18 protein-coding genes and 1 pseudogene are annotated in these 18,763 nt (G+C 58.7%); 12 read left to right on the forward strand and 7 right to left on the reverse strand.

What is annotated here, in order from left to right:
- The first annotated feature begins 102 nt into the window (after positions 1–102).
- Positions 103–2,238, forward strand: a pseudogene (locus HWQ14_RS08845) (ornithine decarboxylase).
- 54 nt (positions 2,239–2,292) lie between these two features.
- Here HWQ14_RS08845 and HWQ14_RS08850 read toward each other — a convergent pair.
- Both HWQ14_RS08850 and HWQ14_RS08855 read right to left on the reverse strand, forming a co-directional pair.
- Positions 2,293–2,985: a response regulator gene (locus HWQ14_RS08850; protein WP_176609501.1), complete on the reverse strand. Its 693-nt coding sequence runs from the start codon at positions 2,983–2,985 to the stop codon at positions 2,293–2,295.
- A complete protein-coding gene (locus tag HWQ14_RS08855) occupies positions 2,975–4,612 on the reverse strand; it encodes an ATP-binding protein (protein WP_176609502.1) in 1,638 nt (545 codons plus the stop codon). Before HWQ14_RS08855 ends, HWQ14_RS08850 begins: the two co-directional genes overlap by 11 nt.
- A 346-nt stretch (positions 4,613–4,958) precedes the next feature.
- Here HWQ14_RS08855 and HWQ14_RS08860 point away from each other — a divergent pair, with 346 nt between their 5' ends.
- The 8 genes from HWQ14_RS08860 to citG are packed head-to-tail and all read left to right on the forward strand — an operon-like array spanning position 4,959 to position 12,270.
- Complete coding sequence (locus tag HWQ14_RS08860) at positions 4,959–6,320, forward strand: 2-hydroxycarboxylate transporter family protein (protein WP_176609503.1); 1,362 nt, start codon at positions 4,959–4,961, stop codon at positions 6,318–6,320.
- Between the two features lie 17 nt (positions 6,321–6,337).
- Complete coding sequence (locus HWQ14_RS08865) at positions 6,338–7,201, forward strand: fumarylacetoacetate hydrolase family protein (RefSeq protein ID WP_176609504.1); 864 nt, start codon at positions 6,338–6,340, stop codon at positions 7,199–7,201.
- 13 nt (positions 7,202–7,214) lie between these two features.
- Positions 7,215–8,237, forward strand: coding sequence for a [citrate (pro-3S)-lyase] ligase (gene citC / locus HWQ14_RS08870; protein ID WP_176609505.1), 1,023 nt, complete (start codon positions 7,215–7,217; stop codon positions 8,235–8,237).
- A 16-nt stretch (positions 8,238–8,253) separates the two neighbouring features.
- A complete protein-coding gene (gene citD / locus HWQ14_RS08875) occupies positions 8,254–8,547 on the forward strand; it encodes a citrate lyase acyl carrier protein (protein ID WP_148418501.1) in 294 nt (97 codons plus the stop codon).
- The gene (gene citE, locus HWQ14_RS08880) at positions 8,544–9,419 is read left to right on the forward strand and encodes a citrate (pro-3S)-lyase subunit beta (protein WP_176609506.1); all 876 of its coding nucleotides are present in this window, start codon (positions 8,544–8,546) and stop codon (positions 9,417–9,419) included. Before citD ends, citE begins: the two co-directional genes overlap by 4 nt.
- A gap of 10 nt (positions 9,420–9,429) precedes the next feature.
- On the forward strand, positions 9,430–10,953 hold the full coding sequence (gene citF, locus HWQ14_RS08885; protein WP_176609507.1) for a citrate lyase subunit alpha: 1,524 nt from the start codon (positions 9,430–9,432) through the stop codon (positions 10,951–10,953).
- A complete protein-coding gene (gene citX / locus HWQ14_RS08890) occupies positions 10,950–11,489 on the forward strand; it encodes a citrate lyase holo-[acyl-carrier protein] synthase (protein WP_176609508.1) in 540 nt (179 codons plus the stop codon). Before citF ends, citX begins: the two co-directional genes overlap by 4 nt.
- Positions 11,467–12,270, forward strand: a complete 804-nt coding sequence (citG, locus tag HWQ14_RS08895) for a triphosphoribosyl-dephospho-CoA synthase CitG (RefSeq protein ID WP_176609509.1) — start codon at positions 11,467–11,469, stop codon at positions 12,268–12,270. The genes citX and citG overlap by 23 nt, the downstream gene beginning before the upstream one ends.
- 33 nt (positions 12,271–12,303) lie before the next feature.
- Here citG and HWQ14_RS08900 read toward each other — a convergent pair whose 3' ends face one another.
- From HWQ14_RS08900 to mutY, 4 genes are all read right to left on the reverse strand, one after another.
- On the reverse strand, positions 12,304–13,560 hold the full coding sequence (locus HWQ14_RS08900; protein WP_176609510.1) for a nucleoside permease: 1,257 nt from the start codon (positions 13,558–13,560) through the stop codon (positions 12,304–12,306).
- A gap of 285 nt (positions 13,561–13,845) precedes the next feature.
- Positions 13,846–14,922, reverse strand: a complete 1,077-nt coding sequence (mltC, locus tag HWQ14_RS08905) for a membrane-bound lytic murein transglycosylase MltC (protein WP_148418648.1) — start codon at positions 14,920–14,922, stop codon at positions 13,846–13,848.
- Positions 14,923–14,978: 56 nt separating this feature from the next.
- Positions 14,979–15,251, reverse strand: a complete 273-nt coding sequence (locus HWQ14_RS08910) for an oxidative damage protection protein (RefSeq protein ID WP_148418506.1) — start codon at positions 15,249–15,251, stop codon at positions 14,979–14,981.
- 26 nt (positions 15,252–15,277) lie between these two features.
- The gene (gene mutY / locus HWQ14_RS08915) at positions 15,278–16,330 is read right to left on the reverse strand and encodes an A/G-specific adenine glycosylase (RefSeq protein WP_176609511.1); all 1,053 of its coding nucleotides are present in this window, start codon (positions 16,328–16,330) and stop codon (positions 15,278–15,280) included.
- Positions 16,331–16,474: 144 nt separating this feature from the next.
- Here mutY and trmB point away from each other — a divergent pair, with 144 nt between their 5' ends.
- Genes trmB through HWQ14_RS08930 form a run of 3 tightly spaced genes read left to right on the forward strand, consistent with a single transcriptional unit; the run spans position 16,475 to position 18,293 of the window.
- The gene (gene trmB, locus HWQ14_RS08920; RefSeq protein ID WP_022649361.1) at positions 16,475–17,194 is read left to right on the forward strand and encodes a tRNA (guanosine(46)-N7)-methyltransferase TrmB; all 720 of its coding nucleotides are present in this window, start codon (positions 16,475–16,477) and stop codon (positions 17,192–17,194) included.
- On the forward strand, positions 17,194–17,520 hold the full coding sequence (locus HWQ14_RS08925) for a YggL family protein (protein WP_003862421.1): 327 nt from the start codon (positions 17,194–17,196) through the stop codon (positions 17,518–17,520). The genes trmB and HWQ14_RS08925 overlap by 1 nt, the downstream gene beginning before the upstream one ends.
- 56 nt (positions 17,521–17,576) lie before the next feature.
- Positions 17,577–18,293 carry a DUF2884 domain-containing protein gene (locus HWQ14_RS08930; RefSeq protein ID WP_148418509.1) on the forward strand — a complete coding sequence of 239 codons (717 nt, stop codon included), beginning with the start codon at positions 17,577–17,579 and terminating at the stop codon, positions 18,291–18,293.
- Positions 18,294–18,375: 82 nt separating this feature from the next.
- Here the strand turns inward: HWQ14_RS08930 and HWQ14_RS08935 are convergent, their stop codons facing one another.
- The gene (locus HWQ14_RS08935) at positions 18,376–18,714 is read right to left on the reverse strand and encodes an endonuclease domain-containing protein (protein WP_176609512.1); all 339 of its coding nucleotides are present in this window, start codon (positions 18,712–18,714) and stop codon (positions 18,376–18,378) included.
- Positions 18,715–18,763 lie beyond the last annotated feature (49 nt).

Genomic DNA, 18,763 nt, shown 5'->3' on the forward strand with positions numbered 1-18,763 from the left:
GAAATGCATACTGATTCCTTGTTGCACCTGAAAATAAAAGGTGACATGATTGCGCGAATTTTCTCCTCCCTGTCTCACCGTTCGGTGAGGGTACTTGCGCTTATGAAAACCATGAAAATTGCCGTCAGCCGCGAGCTGGTATCCACAGTATCTACCCACCGCGAAAAGGTGACGCTGGATAACACCGATTTTACCGATGTGGCGGCAGTCGTCATGACGGTCGCGGAAAGCGGGAGCGGCATTCTTGCGCTGCTGAAGCGAACCGGTTTTCAGCTACCGGTGTTTATGTTCTCGCCGGAGCCCGGAGAGGTACCAGATGGCGTCACGGCGGTTATCTCGGGTAAAGCACAGGAATTCCTGGAAGTAGAATCTGCCGCCTGCCGGTATGAAGAGAACCTGCTGCCGCCTTTTTTTGACACCCTGAGCCAGTATGTTGCGATGGGCAACAGCACCTTTGCCTGTCCGGGACACCAGCACGGCGCGTTTTTCAAAAAGCATCCCGCCGGGCGGCAGTTTTATGATTTCTTCGGTGAGAACGTGTTTCGCGCCGATATGTGCAACGCCGACGTCAGGCTCGGGGATTTGCTGATCCACGAAGGGTCCGCCAAGCACGCGCAGAAATTCGCGGCGAAAGTCTTTAATGCGGATAAAACCTACTTCGTGCTCAACGGCACCTCCGCTGCCAACAAGGTGGTGACCAACGCGCTGCTGACCCGCGGCGATCTGGTGCTGTTCGATCGTAACAACCACAAGTCCAACCATCACGGCGCGCTGATCCAGGCCGGGGCAACGCCAGTCTATCTTGAGGCGGCGCGTAACCCGTTTGGCTTTATCGGCGGGATTGACGAACACTGCTTTGACGATGCTTACCTGCGCAATCTGATCCGCGACGTTGCGCCGGAGAAGGCAGGCGAGACCCGCCCGTTCCGCCTGGCCATTATCCAGCTCGGCACCTACGACGGCACGATCTACAACGCCCGTCAGGTGATCGACAGGATCGGCCATCTTTGCGATTACATCCTCTTTGACTCCGCCTGGGTTGGCTACGAGCAATTTATCCCGATGATGGCGGAAACGTCTCCGCTCCTGCTGGAGCTGAACGAGAACGATCCGGGCATTTTCGTGACCCAGTCGGTGCACAAGCAGCAGGCCGGGTTCTCGCAAACCTCGCAGATCCATAAAAAGGATAACCACATTCGCGGTCAGGCGCGCTTCTGCCCGCACAAGCGGCTGAACAACGCGTTTATGCTGCACGCCTCCACCAGCCCGTTTTATCCCCTGTTCGCCGCGCTGGACGTGAACGCCAAGATCCACGAAGGTGAAAGCGGGCGCAGGCTGTGGGCGGAGTGCGTGGAGCTGGGCATCGAAGCGCGCAAGGCGATCGTGGCGAACTGCCATATGATCAAACCGTTTATTCCGCCGACGGTGGCGGGGCGTCCGTGGCAGGATCATCCGACTCACGCCATCGCCAGCGAGCGTCGCTTCTTTAGCTTTGAGCCGGGCGCAAAATGGCACGGGTTTGAGGGCTATGCCCGCGAGTAGTACTTCGTCGATCCGTGCAAGCTGCTGCTGACCACGCCGGGCATTGATGCGGAAACGGGGGCGTACGCGGATTTCGGTATCCCGGCGACCATTCTGGCGCACTATCTGCGTGAAAACGGCATCGTACCGGAGAAATGCGACCTCAACTCGATCCTGTTCCTGCTGACGCCGGCCGAGAGCGCCGGGAAGATGGCGCAGCTGGTGGCGATGCTGGGGCAGTTTGAACAGCATATTGAAGACGACACGCCGCTCGCGGACGTGCTGCCGACCATCTACCAGAAATACCCGGTGCGTTACCGCGACTACACTATCCGGCAGCTGTGCCAGGAGATGCACGATCTCTACGTCAGCTTTAACGTGAAGGATTTGCAGAAGGCGATGTTCCGCCGGGAGAGTCTGCCCGCCGCGGTGATGAACCCGCAGGACGCCAACCAGGAGTACATTCGCGGAAACGTGGAGCTGGTGCGCATTCGCGACGCGGAAGGGCGCATCGCCGCCGAAGGCGCGCTGCCGTATCCGCCGGGCGTGCTGTGCGTGGTGCCGGGCGAAGTCTGGGGTGGCGCGGTGCAGCGCTATTTCCTGGCGCTGGAGGAGGGCATTAATATGCTGCCGGGCTTCTCGCCGGAGCTGCAGGGCGTGTACAGCGAGAAGGACGCCGACGGGATTAAGCGGCTGTATGGGTATGTGTTGAGATAGTGCGGGCTGTTGCCCTCACCCTAACCCTCTCCCACAGGGAGAGGGAACTTTTCTTCAAACCGCACTACGTTTATACATCCTCCTCGGATGCCCAATCTTCCCGTACAGCATCTCCACGCTCAGAAAGCCCACCTCCACGCAGTGCTCCAGGTAGCGTCGGGTGGTGGTTTTACTCAGCCCCGTCTCGCTCACCACCTCATCCACCGTAAAACAGTGCGCCGCCTTGTTGTTAAACAGCGTCTGCACCCGCGCCAGCGTATTCTCCTCAATTCCTTTGCTGCCGTTGTCCAGGCGGTAGTTTTTCGCCTGTAACTGATAGAGTGAATCCGCGTTCTGCTGATCGACAACTTTCCACACGCGCTGCTGTTCGGCAAACTGTACGAAGCGCTCCAGCGACTGGCTGAGACGCTTCCAGGAAACCGGCTTGAGGATATAGTCGAACGCGCCGTTACGAATAGCCTGGCTACAGGTCCCCATATCGCTGGCGGCGGTGATGAAAATCACCGAGCAGTTGGCGCGTGCCAGCATGGGGTCGCTGACTAGCGTGATGCCCTTACCGTCGGGCAGGTAGTTATCCAGCAGCATCAGCTGCGGCCGTTTGCTCTCCAGCTGAATCTGCGCGTCGGCCAGCGACGAGGCAATCCCCACCAGCCTCAGGCGAGGGTGTTTACCGATCAGCTCCGCGTGCAGTTGCGCCAGTTCGTTCTCGTCTTCAACAATCAGTACGTCGATAAGTTCATGTTGCATAGTCGGTATCTTCCAGTTCCTGTGCGGGGTGCCGGGCCGTTCCCGTGGCGGGAATAAACAGTGAGAAAATGGCACCGCGTGGGGTGTTATCGGCAACTTCGATTGCGCCGCCAGCCTGTGTGACATAGCTTTCAATCAGATACAGGCCAATACCGTGATCGCCGCGCGTTTTGGTGGTGATGCCGCGCTCAAATATCCTGTCGCGGATCTCCGGTCTGATGCCGACGCCCTGGTCGGCGACTTCGATAATCAATTCCTGCGCGCTGAGCTTTATCAGCACTTCAACCGGCGCATGGGGAAGCGGGGCCCGCTGGGTTGCCTCTATGGCATTATCCAGCAGGTTACCGATGATCGAGATAAGCTCCGATTCCGGCAGCGGCAGGAACGGCTTATCCATCCGGCAGGCCGGATCGAAACTCAGCTCAACGCCCTTCTCGCGGGCGCGGGCGGCCTTGCCGAGCAGCAGCCCGCACAGCGTTGGGGAGCTAAAGCGGGACGAGATAAAGTCCAGAAGCTCCTGGGCATGTTCCGACTGCGCCTGAATGTAGCGAATCGCCTCTTCATAGCGGCCCATGTGCAGCAGGCCAGAAAGCGTGGTCATGCGGTTCAGCTGCTCGTGACGCATGATGCGCAGGTTATCGACGTAGCGTTTTACCTGGCTGAGCTGGGCGCTGAGGGAGTCGATCTCGTTGCGATCGCGGAAGGTGATCACCCAGCCCTGCAAAGCATTCTCCAGCATGATCCGCACCCGGCTGGCAATGACCGTGAGATCGTTAAAGCGGCAGATCTCATCGTGGGTGTCTTTCGCGAGCATGGTCTGCGGGTTGAAGAACGGGACGGGCGCGATCACCCGGCCGATGGGCTGGCCGCGCAGCTCGCGCGCGGGCTGGCTTAGGCCTAACAGCTTGCGCGCCGCCTGGTTGATCACTTCAATGCGCAGATCGTCATCTATGGCAATCACCCCTTCATAAATGGATTCCATCATCGCTTTTTGCTGGCGCACCAGCAGGCCGATTTCGCGTGGCTCAAGGGAGAAGATCTGCTTCTTAATACTGCGGGTGAAGAACCAGGAGAAGACAAACAGAGCGATAAGCAGCAGGACGGCGGCAATCAGAATATTAACCACCTTGTTGACGGTGATGGTGTCGAGATAGCTCGTGAGATACCCCACCGAAACAATGCCCACCACCTGTCCGGCATCGTTGAAAATGGGGGCCTTGCTGCGCAGTGAAATGCCTAAACCGCCCTTGCGGATGGTGGTGGTGCTTTTGCCGTGCAACACCTCGTCGTTATCCCCACCCACCAGGGTGGTGCCTACGCGGTCGGCAAAGACGGAGTGAAAAAGATGCAGCCCTTTATTGTCACCTACCACAATAAAACTGGCATCGCTGTGGGCCGCTATTTTCTGCATAAAATTCCGGATGCCCTGGATATCCTTTTGCTCAACCTCTTTTCGCAGCGTAGGAATAAGCGCAATTTCTTCTGCCTGTATTTTTGCGCGCGCACTCATTTCCTGATAAAGCTGCCTGCCGACATCGATATAATAATATCCGCCCAGCAACGCAAACAGCACTGAGAAAAAGACGACCAGCGAAATAAACAGCTTGATCTGAAACGATACTTTCATAACTATCACGCGAGGTATCAACAGGTCGGCCCAATATATCACCTTTTAAGGCGAGGGCGCCCGCTTTGCCGAAAACTTGTGATCCCTTGCACAGCACGGTCTGTGCAAGAATTTTCCTAAAAAGGTGAACTGCTTAAGGCAAAATGAATAAATGTTATTTGTTTGTGCATTTAGGAAAAGAAACCATAAAAACCACGGCAATAAATAAGGCGTAAATCACATTAAATAAAAGAAACCATTAAAACCATAGCTGCCATTAAAACTTCGCTTTTAATATGCCATTCCTCACATAAAGTAAGCCTTTGTGACTCTAAGCTGAACGCACAAAATAACTAAGGGGCTTATTATGAGCACAACTGACGATTCATTCTCTGTTACCCACGACCCGATTGATATTCAGCGGCCAACGCTTAAAGAGCGCTGGTGGCATATTATGGATACCTGGAAAGTCGGGATTATTCCTCTGCCGCTGTTCGTGCTGGCGGGCGCGCTGATTGCGATTGATTGCCTGGGCGGAAAACTGCCGAGCGACATTGTGGTGATGGTCGCAACGCTCGCCTTCTTCGGCTTTGCCTGCGGCGAGTTCGGCAAGCGCCTGCCGATTGTCGGCAAGCTCGGCGCGGCGGCGATTTGCGCCACCTTTATACCTTCCGCACTGGTCTATTACGGCCTGCTGCCGGACGTGGTGGTCGAGTCCACCACTAAGTTCTACAAATCCACCAACATTCTCTATCTCTACATCTGCTGCATTATTGTCGGCAGCATCATGAGCATGAACCGTACGGTGCTGATTCAGGGCTTCCTGCGCATCTTCTTCCCGATGCTGTGCGGCGAAATTGTGGGCATGGTGGTAGGGATGGGTGTCGGCCTGGCGCTGGGCCTAGAGCCGTTCCAGATCTTCTTCTTCATCATCCTGCCGATCATGGCGGGCGGCGTCGGCGAAGGGGCGATCCCGCTCTCCATCGGCTATGCCACCCTGCTGCACATGGATCAGGGCGTGGCGCTCGGCCGCGTGCTGCCGATGGTGATGCTCGGCGGTCTGACGGCAATCATTATCTCCGGCTGCCTGAACCAGCTCGGGAAACGCTACCCGCACCTGACCGGCGAAGGCCAGCTGATGCCGAACCGCGCGAACGCGGATGCCACCGTTTCTCAACCTGCGTTTTCCGGTAAAGCGGACGTCACCACCATCGCCTCCGGTGCGCTGCTGGCGGTGCTGCTGTATATGCTCGGCATGCTCGGCCACAAGCTGATTGGCCTGCCCGCGCCGGTTGGGATGCTGTTTATGGCGGTGCTGGTGAAGCTCTGCAACGGCGCCTCGCCGCGCCTGCTCGAAGGCTCCCAGGTGGTCTACAAATTCTTCCAGACATCCGTGACCTACCCAATCCTCTTTGCCGTCGGCGTGGCCATCACCCCGTGGCATGAGCTGGTCGCGGCGTTCACCGTCAGCAACCTGCTGGTGATTATCAGCACCGTTTCCGCGCTGGTGGCGACAGGCTTCTTCGTCGGCAAAAAGATCGGCATGCACCCGATTGACGTCGCCATCGTCTCCTGCTGTCAGAGCGGGCAGGGCGGTACCGGCGACGTGGCGATTCTGACCGCAGGCAACCGCATGAGCCTGATGCCCTTCGCCCAGATTGCTACCCGTATCGGCGGCGCGATTAACGTCTCTGTCTCGCTGCTGATTCTGGGCAACTTCCTCGTTTAAGTATTCAGGGAATAACAATGAAACTCGCAAGCTTTTTATATCAGGGAAAACGCAGCTACGGCATCGTCCAGGCCGACGGCGTGATTGATTTAGGCCGCCGTCTCGGCGACCGCTACGGCGACCTCAAGGCGCTGCTGCAGGGCAACGGGCTGGCGCAGGCCACCCGTTATCTGAACGACGCGGTGGACGTGCCGATGAGCGCCATCACCTACTTGCCGGTGATCGTGCAGCCGGAAAAAATCCTCTGCGTGGGCATGAACTACGCCGACAAGCGCAAGGAGTTTGACCAGCATAACCCGGCCCCGACGCTGTTTGTCCGCTTCCCGGATTCCCAGACCGGCCATAACGAGCCGGTGCTCAAGCCGCGCCACTCCAGCGAGTTCGACTACGAAGGCGAGCTGGCGGTGATCATCGGCAAGGGCGGGGAGAACATCAGCCGCGACGACGCCCTGCGCCACGTGGCGGGCTATAGCTGCTACATGGACGGCTCCGCCCGCGACTGGCAGCACACCTGGTTTACGGCCGGTAAAAACTGGCGCCAGACCGGGGCGTTTGGCCCGTGGATGGCGACGGCGGATGAGATCCCGGACCCGCACCAGCTGGCAATCCGCACCTGGCTGAACGGCCGCATGGTGCAGGAAGACAACACCAGCAGCATGATCCACAAGGTTGCTGAGCTCATCGAGTACATCAGCACCTTCACCCGCCTCAGCCCGGGCGACGTGATCATCACCGGCTCCCCCGGCGGCGTGGGTAAAAAGCGCAACCCGCCGCTGTTTATGAAGGAGGGGGATCGCATCGAGGTAGAGATTGAGCATATCGGTCATCTGAGCAACGTGATCGTGGAAGCGCCGGCCGTCGGGCTCGCGGCGGCACACTGAGCAAGGCGGCAGCATGAAATCGCACCCCATCGATTTTCGCCACACGCTGGTGGCGAAACACCCGGAGCGCTTAAGCCAGATCCGTTATCTGCTGGCAGACAGCGGCCTTGGCCTGGACAACGACATTACCCTGTTTGTCGAAGCCTGGTCCGGCCCGCAGCTGGTGGGCTGCGCAGGGCTTGCCGCCAACGTCATCAAATGCGTGGCGGTCAACGAGCAGCTGCGCGGGGAAAACCTCAGCGCGCGGCTGCTGGCAGAGGTGGAAAACGCGGCGCTGGAGCGCGGCCATTTTCACCTCTTTCTCTGCACTCGACCGTGCAACGGCGAGCGTTTTGCCCGCAGCGGCTTCTGGCCGATTGCCCGGAGCGGAAACAACGCCGTGCTGATGGAGAACACCCCGCAGGGGATCGAGCGCTACTGCCGTTCCCTGCGCGCGAAGCGCAGGTGCGGGGAGAACATTGGCGCGATAGTGATGAACGCCAATCCGTTCACCCTCGGCCACCGTCATCTGGTGGAGCAGGCGGCGACGCGGTGCGATGCGCTGCATCTGTTCGTGGTGCGTGAAGACGCGTCGTTCTTTCCGTTCAGCGCCCGCCTTGAGATGGTGCGCGCGGGCGTGGCGCATCTGCCGAACGTGGTGGTGCATGAAGGCTCGCAGTACATCATCTCCCACGCCACCTTCCCGGCCTATTTTCTGAAGGAGACCGGCAAAGTGCAGCAGGCGTGGAGCGAGATCGACGTGCTGATCTTCCGGGACTTCATCGCGCCGGCGCTGGGCATTACCCATCGTTTTATCGGTTCAGAGCCGTTCTGCGACATCACCCGCCAGTACAACCAGACGCTGCACGACCTGCTGGCTTCGCATATTGAGGTGGTGGAGTTGCCGCGCATCAAGGCCGCCGGGAACGCCATTTCAGCCTCAGAAGTGCGCCGCTTGCTCAAGACGCAGCAGTTTTCGCGGATCCGGGAGATCGTCCCGGACTCCACCTTCGCGCACCTCGAAACGCATTACCGTGCGAGTGCGGAAGTCGCATAACTATCAGGAATTTATCATGAAAATTGTAAGGGAGGCGCTGGCCGGAACGCAGGAGTCCAGCGACCTGATGGTAAAAATCGCTCCCGCTCACGGCGAGCTGGAGATTGTCATCCACAGTGAAGTGATTAAGCAGTTTGGCGAGCAGATTCGCCAGGTGGTCAATGAAACATTGCGCGCCATGAACGTACGCCAGGGGCTCATCATTATTGAAGACAAAGGGGCGCTGGACTGTGTGATCCGCGCCCGCCTGCAGAGCGCGCTTCTGCGTGCCGCCGATGAACAGGCCGTTAACTGGGAGGCGCTGAAATGAGCAAGCTCCGCCGCAGCATGCTGTTCCTGCCGGGCGCCAACGCCGCCATGCTTTCCACCGCGTTTATCTACCGTCCTGACTCCATCATGTTCGACCTGGAGGACGCCGTCGCCCTGCGCGAGAAGGATACCGCGCGCATGCTGGTGTTCCACGCGCTGCAGCACCCGATGTATCAGGATATCGAAACCGTAGTGCGCATTAACCCGCTCAGCACGCCGTTTGGCCTGCTGGATCTGGAGGCCGCCGTGCGGGCGGGCGTTGACGCGATCCGCCTGCCGAAGACCGACACCCCGGAGGATATTGACGAGCTGGAAGGCCACCTGGCGCGCATCGAGCGCGAGTGCGGCCGCGAGGTCGGCTCCACCCGCGTGATGGCGGCGATTGAATCGGCCATTGGCGTAATAAACGCCGTGGCGATTGCCCGCAGTTCCCCGCGCCTGATCGGCATCGCGCTGGCCGCCTTTGACTACGTGATGGACATGCAGACCGAGCGCGGCGACGGCACCGAGCTGTTCTACGCCCGCTGCGCCGTGCTGCACGCCGCCCGCGCCGCGGGCATTGACGCCTTCGACGTGGTCTGGTCAGACGTTAACGACGAGGCCGGATTCCTGCGCGAGGTCGACCTGATCCGCAGGATGGGCTTTAACGGCAAATCCCTCATCAACCCGCGCCAGATCGACCTGCTGCACAACGCCTACGCCCCGACGCAGGAAGAGGTGGAACACGCCAAAAGGGTGATTGAAGCGGCAGAAGAGGGCGAGCGTAACGGCCTCGGCGTGGTGTCGCTCAACGGCAAAATGGTGGATGCACCGATTATTAACCACGCGCAGGTGGTGCTCGAACGCGCGGCGGCCTCCGGCGTGCGTCGGTAAGGATGACAACATGAATCAGACAGAACTTCTTCACGTGAATTTCCCCCATCTTCGGGGCCTGAAGCCCTTTGAAGCCGCCCACAGCGCCACGCCGTGGCTGGCGGACGGCGAGGCGAAGCACAATCGTAAACTCTGCGCCTCCATTGAAGAGGCGGTGGTGCGCAGCGGCCTGCGGGACGGGATGACCATCTCTTTCCACCACGCGTTTCGCGAAGGCGACCGGGTGATCAACACCGTCGTGGGGCTGCTGGCGCGGATGGGCTTTAAAAACCTGACGCTGGCATCCAGCTCGCTGATGACCTGCAACGACGCGCTGATCGAGCATATCGAAAGCGGCGTTATCACCCGGATTTATACCTCCGGGATGCGCGGCAGGCTGGCGGAGGCCATCTCCCGCGGGCTGATGGACGAGCCGGTGCAAATCCACTCCCACGGCGGGCGCGTGAAGCTGCTCCAGGACGGCGAGCTGAATATCGACGTGGCGTTCCTCGGCGTGCCGTGCAGCGATGCGTTTGGCAACGCCAACGGCACGCGCGGCAAGTCGTGCTGCGGTTCGCTGGGCTACGCGATGGTGGACGCCCACTTTGCCCGTAAGGTGGTGCTGCTGACCGAAGAACTGGTGCCGTTCCCGAACATGCCCGCCAGCCTGGCGCAGGATCGGGTGGACTACATCGTGCAGGTGGAGAGCGTGGGCGACCCGGCGAAAATCAGCGTCGGCGCGGCGCGCGTCACCAGCAACCCGCGCGAGCTGACGATCGCCCGCTATGCGGCGGACGTGATTGAACACTCGGGCTATTTCAAACCGGGCTTCTCGATGCAGACCGGCTCCGGCGCGGCGGCCACCGCCTGCACCCGCTTTATGGAAGAGAAAATGGAGCGCAGCGGCGTGAAGGCGCGCTTTGCGCTCGGCGGCATCACCGGCAGCCTGGTGGATCTGCACGAGAAGGGGCTGATCGAAAAGCTGCTGGACACCCAGTGCTTTGACGGCCAGGCGGCGGCCTCGCTGGCGCGCAACCCGAACCACGTGGAGATCTCCACTAACGTCTACGCCAACCCCGGCAGCAAGGCGGCAAGCTGCGACCAGCTCGACGTGGTGATCCTCAGCGCGCTGGAAATTGACGTCGATTTCAACGTAAACGTCATCACCGGCTCCGACGGCGTGATGCGCGGCGCGTCCGGCGGGCACTGCGACGTGGCCGCCGCGGCGAACCTGACCATCGTCGTTGCGCCGCTGCTGCGCAGCCGCATTCCGACGGTGGTGAAGCGCGTCACAACGCGCCTCACGCCGGGGGAGAGCATTGACGTGCTGGTCACCGATCACGGCATTGCGGTCAACCCGGCGCGCCCGGAGATCCGCGAGCGCCTGCTGGCGGCCGGGCTGAAGGTTGTGGATATCAACGCGCTGTACGAGCGGGCGATCTCGCTGACGGGCGTACCGAAACCCATTGAATTTACCGATAAGATCGTCGGGGTGATCCGCTACCGCGACGGCAGCGTCATCGACACCGTACGGCAGGTGAAGGAGGATCTATGATTTCAGCGACGCCCGTGCGGGCGGGTGTCGGCCTGGACGAACTGCTGGCGGCGAAGGAGCGCCGCGCGGCACGCCAGGCTGACATGCTTACGCACTATCAACAGCCGGCGATCTCCCTCACGCTGGTAACACCCGGGGAGATCAAAGACAGCCTGCGCTACCGCAACACCATGGGCGTGGCGCTGCAGATGTGCGACCAGCTGCTGTGGGAAAACCGCTGGCAGGTGCTGGACCGCCAGGTGCTGTGGCTGCCGACCGGGCCGGAAGCCCTGTGGTGCGTGGCCCATCCCGCGGCGGAAATTAAAGCGCACTGCGCGGAGCTGGAGCAGACGCACCCGCTCGGCAGGCTGTGGGATTTGGACGTCATCTGCCCGGAAAACGGCCACGTCGGGCGTCAGTCTCTGGGCGCGCACCTGCGCCGCTGCCTGATTTGCGATGAACCTGCCCACGCCTGCTCCCGCTCGCGGAATCACCCTGTGGAGCAGGTGGTTGCCCGCGTGGAGAAGATGATTGATGACTGGTTTGCTCGCGACTAAGCCGCGCCCGGCGGACGTTCCCGCGCTTGCCGAAGCGGCGCTGTGGCAGGAGCTGGAGCTGACGCCCAAGCCGGGGCTGGTGGACAGGCTCAATAACGGCTCCCATCGCGATATGGATCACGCGCTGTTTGTCCGCAGCATTGCGGCGATAGCGCCGTGGTTTATGCGTTTTGCGGAGCTGGGTAACGCCCATGCAGATAAGCCCGCTGGCGAACAGCTGCGGATCCTCCGCCCGATGGGGATGGCGTGCGAGCAGGCCATGTATGCCGCAACCGGCGGGATAAACACCCACAAAGGCGGCATTTTTGCCCTCGGGCTGCTGTGCTTCGCTGCCGGACGCGTGAAGGAGGCCTGCGCCGATAGCCTCTGCCTTGAGGTAAGTAACGTCTGTCGTGGGCTGGTTTCGCGGGAGCTGGCCGGGCGCAGCGGGCAGGCGACGGCGGGGGAGCGGCAGTACCAGCGGTACGGCTTGACCGGCGCGCGCGGCGAGGCGGAGAGCGGTTTTGCGACGGTGCGTAACGCGCTGGCGCGGTGGAACGGACGGTCGCTTCACGGCCTGCTGTTACGCCTGATGGCGATAAATCAGGACAGCAATCTGGTGTCGCGCGGCGGCATTGAGGGGTTGCGCTACGTGCAGGGTTACGCACGGGAGCTGCTGGCTAACGGCTGGGACCGCGAGGCGTTGCGTAGAATGGATAATGCATTGATCGAACGGAATTTAAGCCCTGGAGGCAGCGCGGATTTGCTGTCAGTGGGGTGGGTACTTGCTGCAATAAAATAGCCGGGCGGCGGTTTCGCCTGCCCGGCACAACAATTAATGCACGACTGGCTGTGCGCCGTGCGGTTCGCGTACATGCTTGTACTGGAACAGCACGATAAACGCGAAGAACAGCACCAGCGAGTACGCCGCGAAGATGAGCCACACGGGCTGCCAGTTGGTGATGCCGTTCGTGGTGTACATCTCAACCACTTTACCGCTCACCACGCCGCCCAGAATACAGCCGAAGCCGTTGGTCATCATCAGGAACATGCCCTGCGCGCTGGCGCGGATTTCAGGCTTCACCTCTTTTTCCACAAACACCGAACCGGAGATGTTGAAGAAGTCGAAGGCGCAGCCGTAAACAATCATCGACAGAACCAGCAGCACGGTGCCGAACGCGCTAGGGTCGCCGTAGGCGAACAGGCCGAAGCGCAGCATCCATGCGGCGATACTGATCAGCATAACGTTCTTGATGCCGTAACGGCTCAGGAAGAACGGGATGGTCAGGATGAACAGCGTCTCGGAGATCTGCGAGATAGACATCATCACCGAGGCGTGTTCAACGATAAAGCTTCCGGCAAACAGCGGATCGTTATCGAAGCTGTGCAGGAAGGTGTTGCCGAACATGTTGGTGATTTGCAGCTCCGCGCCCAGCAGCATGGAGAAGATAAAGAAGATCGCCATGCGCTTGTTCTTGAACAGCGCGAATGCGTCCAGGCCGAGCATGGTGCTCCAGCTCTGGTTTTTCTGCTGGTTAGACACCGGAATATGCGGCAGCGTCAGGGTAAACAGCGCCAGCAGTACGGAGAGCGCCGCACCGATATACAGTTGCATATGGCTCAGCTCGAAGCCTGCGAAGCTCACGCCCCACATCGCCATGATAAAGCCGATGGTGCCCCAGATACGGATTGGCGGGAAGTCGGTAACGATATCCAGACCGGCAGACTTCAGGCGGTAGTAGGAGATGGTGTTGATCAGCCCAAGCGTTGGCATGTACGCCAGCGAGTTAAGCAGGATCACCATAAACATTGCCCCCGGCGTCGTCACTTCGGCCGCCATGAACAGCGTCCCCGCGCCCACCAGATGGCAAAGCATGTACAGCCACTTCGCGCTTAACCACTTATCCGCCACGATACCGAGCAGCGTTGGCATGAAAACAGCCGCGATGCCCAGCGAGCTGTAGACGGCACCGATTGACGCACCATCGAACTTGAGCGTCACAAACATATAGGAGCCGAGTGTAGTCAGCCAGCTTCCCCACAGGCAGAACTGCAGAAACGACAAGATTTTAAGCTGCAGCTTAAGGTTCATGTTACTTTCCTCACAAGTGAGCGGGAGATATGTTGTTATAGGAACATTCAGGGTTGTAATTTGATGCAATTCTATCAGCTGACGGGGGCAGGTTTTGTTACCTCCCGCAAAAAAATGCAATCCATATTAATTTGCAGTCTGGATTGTGATGCAAATAGTATTTTTGTATGGGTGGGGATTGGGTGCGGTTTGTTCCGCTCACCCTGCCCTCTCCCCAAAGGGGAGAGGGTGTTCAAGTTCCCTCTCCCCTTTGGGGAGAGGGTTAGGGTGAGGGGGTGTTATTTTCTAGCGGCGACGGTAGTTCTTCTGCGCCGTATTCACCTTATACAGATAGCGGCGGGATTCCGCTGACGGGTGGCGGGTGGTGAGGGTGGTGTACACGTCCCCCGGCGCCATGCTGTTGATGATGTTCGCGGCCTGCACCTTGTCGTTCGAGAAGACGCGGAGCACGCTGCCCGCGCCGCCGTTATAGGCGGTAATAACCGCATAGCGACGTGAAGTCGGGTTATCAATCCCGCCAAGATAGACATTGTTCAGCATGGCCAGATAGGCCGTTCCGGTATCAATGTTGCTTTGCGGGTCGAACAGGTAGCTGCGGCTTGGCGTGCCGGATTTCCCCTGCGAGCGGAACACGTCTTTACCGGCGCTGTGCTGCACAACCTGCATCAGCCCCAGCGCGTCGGAACGGCTCACGGCGTAGGGGTTAAATGACGATTCGGTCTGCATAATCGCCAGGATCAGCGACTCGTCCACGCCGTACTTGCGCGATGCCTGACGCACCATGCCCAGATACTTATGCGCTCGCTTATCGAGGTGGTTTGGCACCAGGTTAATCGTGACGCTGTAGATTACCTTCAGGCCGTTGGTGCGGCTTTTCAGGCGCGTTTGCAGCAGGTAGTCGGCAAATTTCGTGGCGCGGCCTTCCCAGCGGATAGGCTGACCGGTCTGGTCCACGACCTGCCCGTACAGGAACGGCTCTTTGGAAATGGTAATGTCATCGGCATCAGAGTAGAGGTCGATAGATCCCGGATCGTCGCCCATCAGCAGGGTCTTGATGATGGCCTGCCGTAAATGCGCCGCAGGTTCGGTCCCCGCGATGGTTTCAACCGTGATCGTACCGTCATCGAAGTTGATGTGGCTACGGGTCTGATAGGCGTCGGTGTACTTAACGTAGTCCTTCGGTCCGGCGATAAGAACTTCGTTAAATCCCCATATATTTTCGATGTTGTGGGCAAACTGCCCCATCAAAATGTCAAAACCGTTAGTGTCCTTAACCCAGGCTTCGTTATAGCTATCGCCCTTTTTGGAAGAACAAGACACAAGCAACGGCGCAACAAGTGCTAGCGCTAAAAGTTTTTTCATCATTCCGGGAGTGCGTGTTGTGTTTGCTGTAACGGCGGGGGTAACCCCGCACGCTGTTATTTTTCCGGCGGCGTATAGCCTTCGATGTGTACGTCTTTACCTTCGAACAGGAAGTTCACCATCTCCTGCTCCAGCAGCTTGCGGTGCTCCGGGTTCATCATGCTGAGCTTTTTCTCGTTGATCAGCATGGTCTGTTTTTGCTGCCACTGTCCCCAGGCTTCTTTGGAGATCTCGTTATAGATGCGCTTACCCAGGTCGCCCGGGTAGAGCTGGAAATCCTGGCCCTCAGCGTCGCGCTGCAGGAAAGTACAAAAAATGGTTCTGGCCATACTCATTCCTCTTTGTGTTGCCGATGCTAAACCATTGCACCGACACGTAATTGCTGTAACAGGCGCTCCACGGGAGCCGCCAGCCCGACTGATGGCGGTTGCGCTAAGTTATACCAGAGAGCGGTGCCTTCATCCATGCACGAGGTGAATGAGGACACGGGAAGCCACATAGGCACAATATCCAGATGGAAATGGCTAAAGGTATGGCGGAACGCGTTCAGCTGCGTCAGCGTATCGGCGGCAATGCCGCGTTGCTTAAGCCATTCCCGAAGCGAGGCTTCATCCTCAAACTGTGGGAAGCAGTATAGACCACCCCACAGGCCACTCGGTGGACGCTGCGCAAGGAACACCTCATCGCCGTGCTGCATCAGCAGCATGTACCCGGTGCGCTCCGGCAGCGTCTGCTTCGGTTTTTTCCCCGGATACTGCGCCCATGACTGGTTGGCGTAGGCGACGCAGAGGTTATTTACCGGACAGAGTTCACACTTCGGTTTTGAACGGGTGCAGACCATCGCGCCCAGATCCATCATCGCCTGGTTAAAACGCTCCACGCCTTTCGCCGGGGTGACCGCTTCAGCGATCTCCCACAGGCGCTTTTCAACGTCCTTCTTGCCCGGCCAGCCGTCAACGGCGTAACAGCGGGCGAGCACGCGCTTCACGTTGCCGTCGAGGATCGGGAAATGCTTGCCTAACGATAGCGAGAGAATAGCGCCCGCGGTTGAGCGCCCAACGCCGGGTAAATCCGCCACCTCGTCGAAGGTTTCCGGGAATTTACCGTTGTGCCGCGTGGCCACCTGCTGGGCGGCTTTGTGCAGATTACGCGCGCGGGCGTAGTACCCAAGCCCGGTCCACAGGTGCAGCACTTCGTCCAGAGGGGCGTTTGCCAGGTCGGTCACCGTCGGGAAGCGCGCCATAAAACGCTCGAAGTAAGGGATCACGGTGGTAACCTGCGTTTGTTGCAACATCACCTCGGAGAGCCATACTTTGTAAGGCGTTTTTTCAATTTGCCAGGGCAGGGTTTTACGCCCGTATTTGTCGTACCAGTCCAGCACCTGGGCTGAAAATTGAGAGGCTTGCATGGTCATCGATTCGCATAATCAGGGACGCAGATTGCAGCACAGCGTCAATCTGCTGTAAACCGGATCTTTCCCATGCTTGCATAGAAGCCCTAACTTTGGATAATGCCCGTTTCCCGAACACTCTCACAAGCAGACAACTCTTTTATGAAAAACGACGTCATTTCACCGGAATTTGATGAAAACGGTCGCCCGCTGCGCCGTATTCGCAGCTTTGTCCGCCGTCAGGGCCGCCTGACAAAAGGGCAGCAACACGCGCTGGACAACTACTGGCCGGTGATGGGCGTTGAGTTCAGCGAGCAGCCTCTCGACTTTACCGAACTGTTTGGCCGCGATGCTCCCGTCACCCTGGAGATCGGTTTTGGCATGGGCACGTCGCTGGTGACCATGGCGAAAGCGCGCCCGGAACAGAACTTCCTCGGCATTGAGGTGCACTCCCCGGGCGTCGGTGCCTGTCTGGCTACGGCCCATGAAGAGGGCGTTGAGAACCTGCGCGTAATGTGTCACGACGCGGTGGAAGTGCTGCACAAAATGATTCCTGACAATTCTTTGAACATGGTTCAGCTCTTTTTCCCTGACCCGTGGCACAAAGCGCGTCATAATAAACGCCGTATCGTTCAGGCACCGTTTGCCGAGCTGGTGAAAAGTAAGCTGAAGCTGGGCGGCGTCTTCCACATGGCGACCGACTGGGAACCTTATGCGGAACATATGCTGGAAGTGATGTCGTCTCTGGACGGGTATAAAAACCAGTCTGAAAGCAACGACTACGTACCGCGTCCGGATTCACGTCCGGTGACAAAATTTGAACAGCGTGGCCATCGTCTTGGTCACGGCGTATGGGACTTAATGTTCGAGAGGGTGAAATAATGGCAAAGAATCGTAGCCGTCGTCTGCGTAAAAAGATGCACATCGAAGAATTCCAGGAAGTAGGTTTCTCCGTTGCCTGGCGCTTTCCGGAAGGCACCAGCGTCGAACAGATCGACCAGGACGTTGATGCGTTCATCAACGAGGTGATCGAGCCAAACAAGCTGGCCTTCGACGGTAGCGGCTATCTGGCGTGGGAAGGTCTGATCTGCACCCAGGAAGTGGGGAAATGCACCGAAGAACATCAGGCGCTGGTACGCAAATGGCTTGAAGACCACAAGCTGGAAGATGTTCGCGTCAGCGAACTTTTCGACGTTTGGTGGGACTAATAAAGAAGTCAGGGGCCAGCATTAGCTGGCCCATTTTGTCTGAGGGAGTGTTAAAGATGCGCAAAACGTTGCTGGCTGTTGCTTTACTGGCAATCGGTTCCACCGCCCATGCGGAGTATAAATGTAGCGTCACCCCGCGTGACGACGTGGTGTTAAGCCCGCAAACCGTGCAGGTTAAAGGCGAGAACGGCAATCTGGTGATTACGCCGGAGGGTAACGTCACCTTTAACGGCAAGCCGCAAAACCTGACGGCCGCCCAGCGTGAACAGGCGAAGGATTACCAGGCCGAGCTGCGTACCGCGCTGCCGTGGATCAACGACGGCGCGCTGACCCGCGTTGAGAAGGGGCGCGTGGCGCTGGATAAAATCATCACCAAAGAGGTGGGTGAAAGCAGCAATATGCGCACCCGCCTGACGAAGCTGGATAAGCAGCTGAAAGAGCAGATGAACCGAATTATCGAGACCCGCTCCGACGGCCTGACGTTCCACTATAAGGCGATCGACCAGGTGCGCGCCGACGGCCAGCAGCTGGTGAACCAGGCGATGGGCGGCATTCTCCAGGACAGCATTAACGAGATGGGCGCCAAAGCGGTGCTGAAAGGCGGCGGTAACCCTTTGCAGGGCGTGCTGGGCAGCCTGGGCGGACTGCAAACCTCGATTCAGAACGAGTGGAAGAATCAGGAAGCCGATTTCCAGCAGTTCGGCAAAGACGTGTGTAAACGCGTGGTGTCGCTGGAAGATAGCAGAAAGGCGCTGGTGGGGACGCTGAAGTAGCACCTCTGCGCGCAGGGCCCCTCACCCCAGCCCTCTCCCCATGGGAGAGGGAGTAAGCGTTCCCTCTCCCTGTGGGAGAGGGTTAGGGTGAGGGCATCAGGCTCTGCAGTCGTTGAAGAATGATATGCAACGCTTCCTCTTCGTTAACGCGAAACTCATTATTCCAGAACCGTACGACTTCCCAGCCGTTCGCATTCAAAAACGCGGTACGATGCGAGTCATATTCCACTTTATCCTGATGTTGCCCCCCGTCCAGCTCAACTATTAGCTTTGCCTTAAAGCAGGCAAAATCCACGATATACGCACCAATCGGCATCTGACGGCGAAACTTATAGCCAAAGAAGCGACGACCTCTGAGCAAATACCAGAGGCGTAACTCTTCGGGCGTCATCTTTTTGCGGAGTTGTTTTGATCTTTCCATCCCCACACTCTGCCAGCCTTTCCCTCAGCCGGCAGAACGGGATGCAAAA

The sequence above is a fragment of the Enterobacter cloacae genome, from assembly GCF_013375935.1.
Lineage (GTDB): Bacteria > Pseudomonadota > Gammaproteobacteria > Enterobacterales > Enterobacteriaceae > Enterobacter > Enterobacter pasteurii.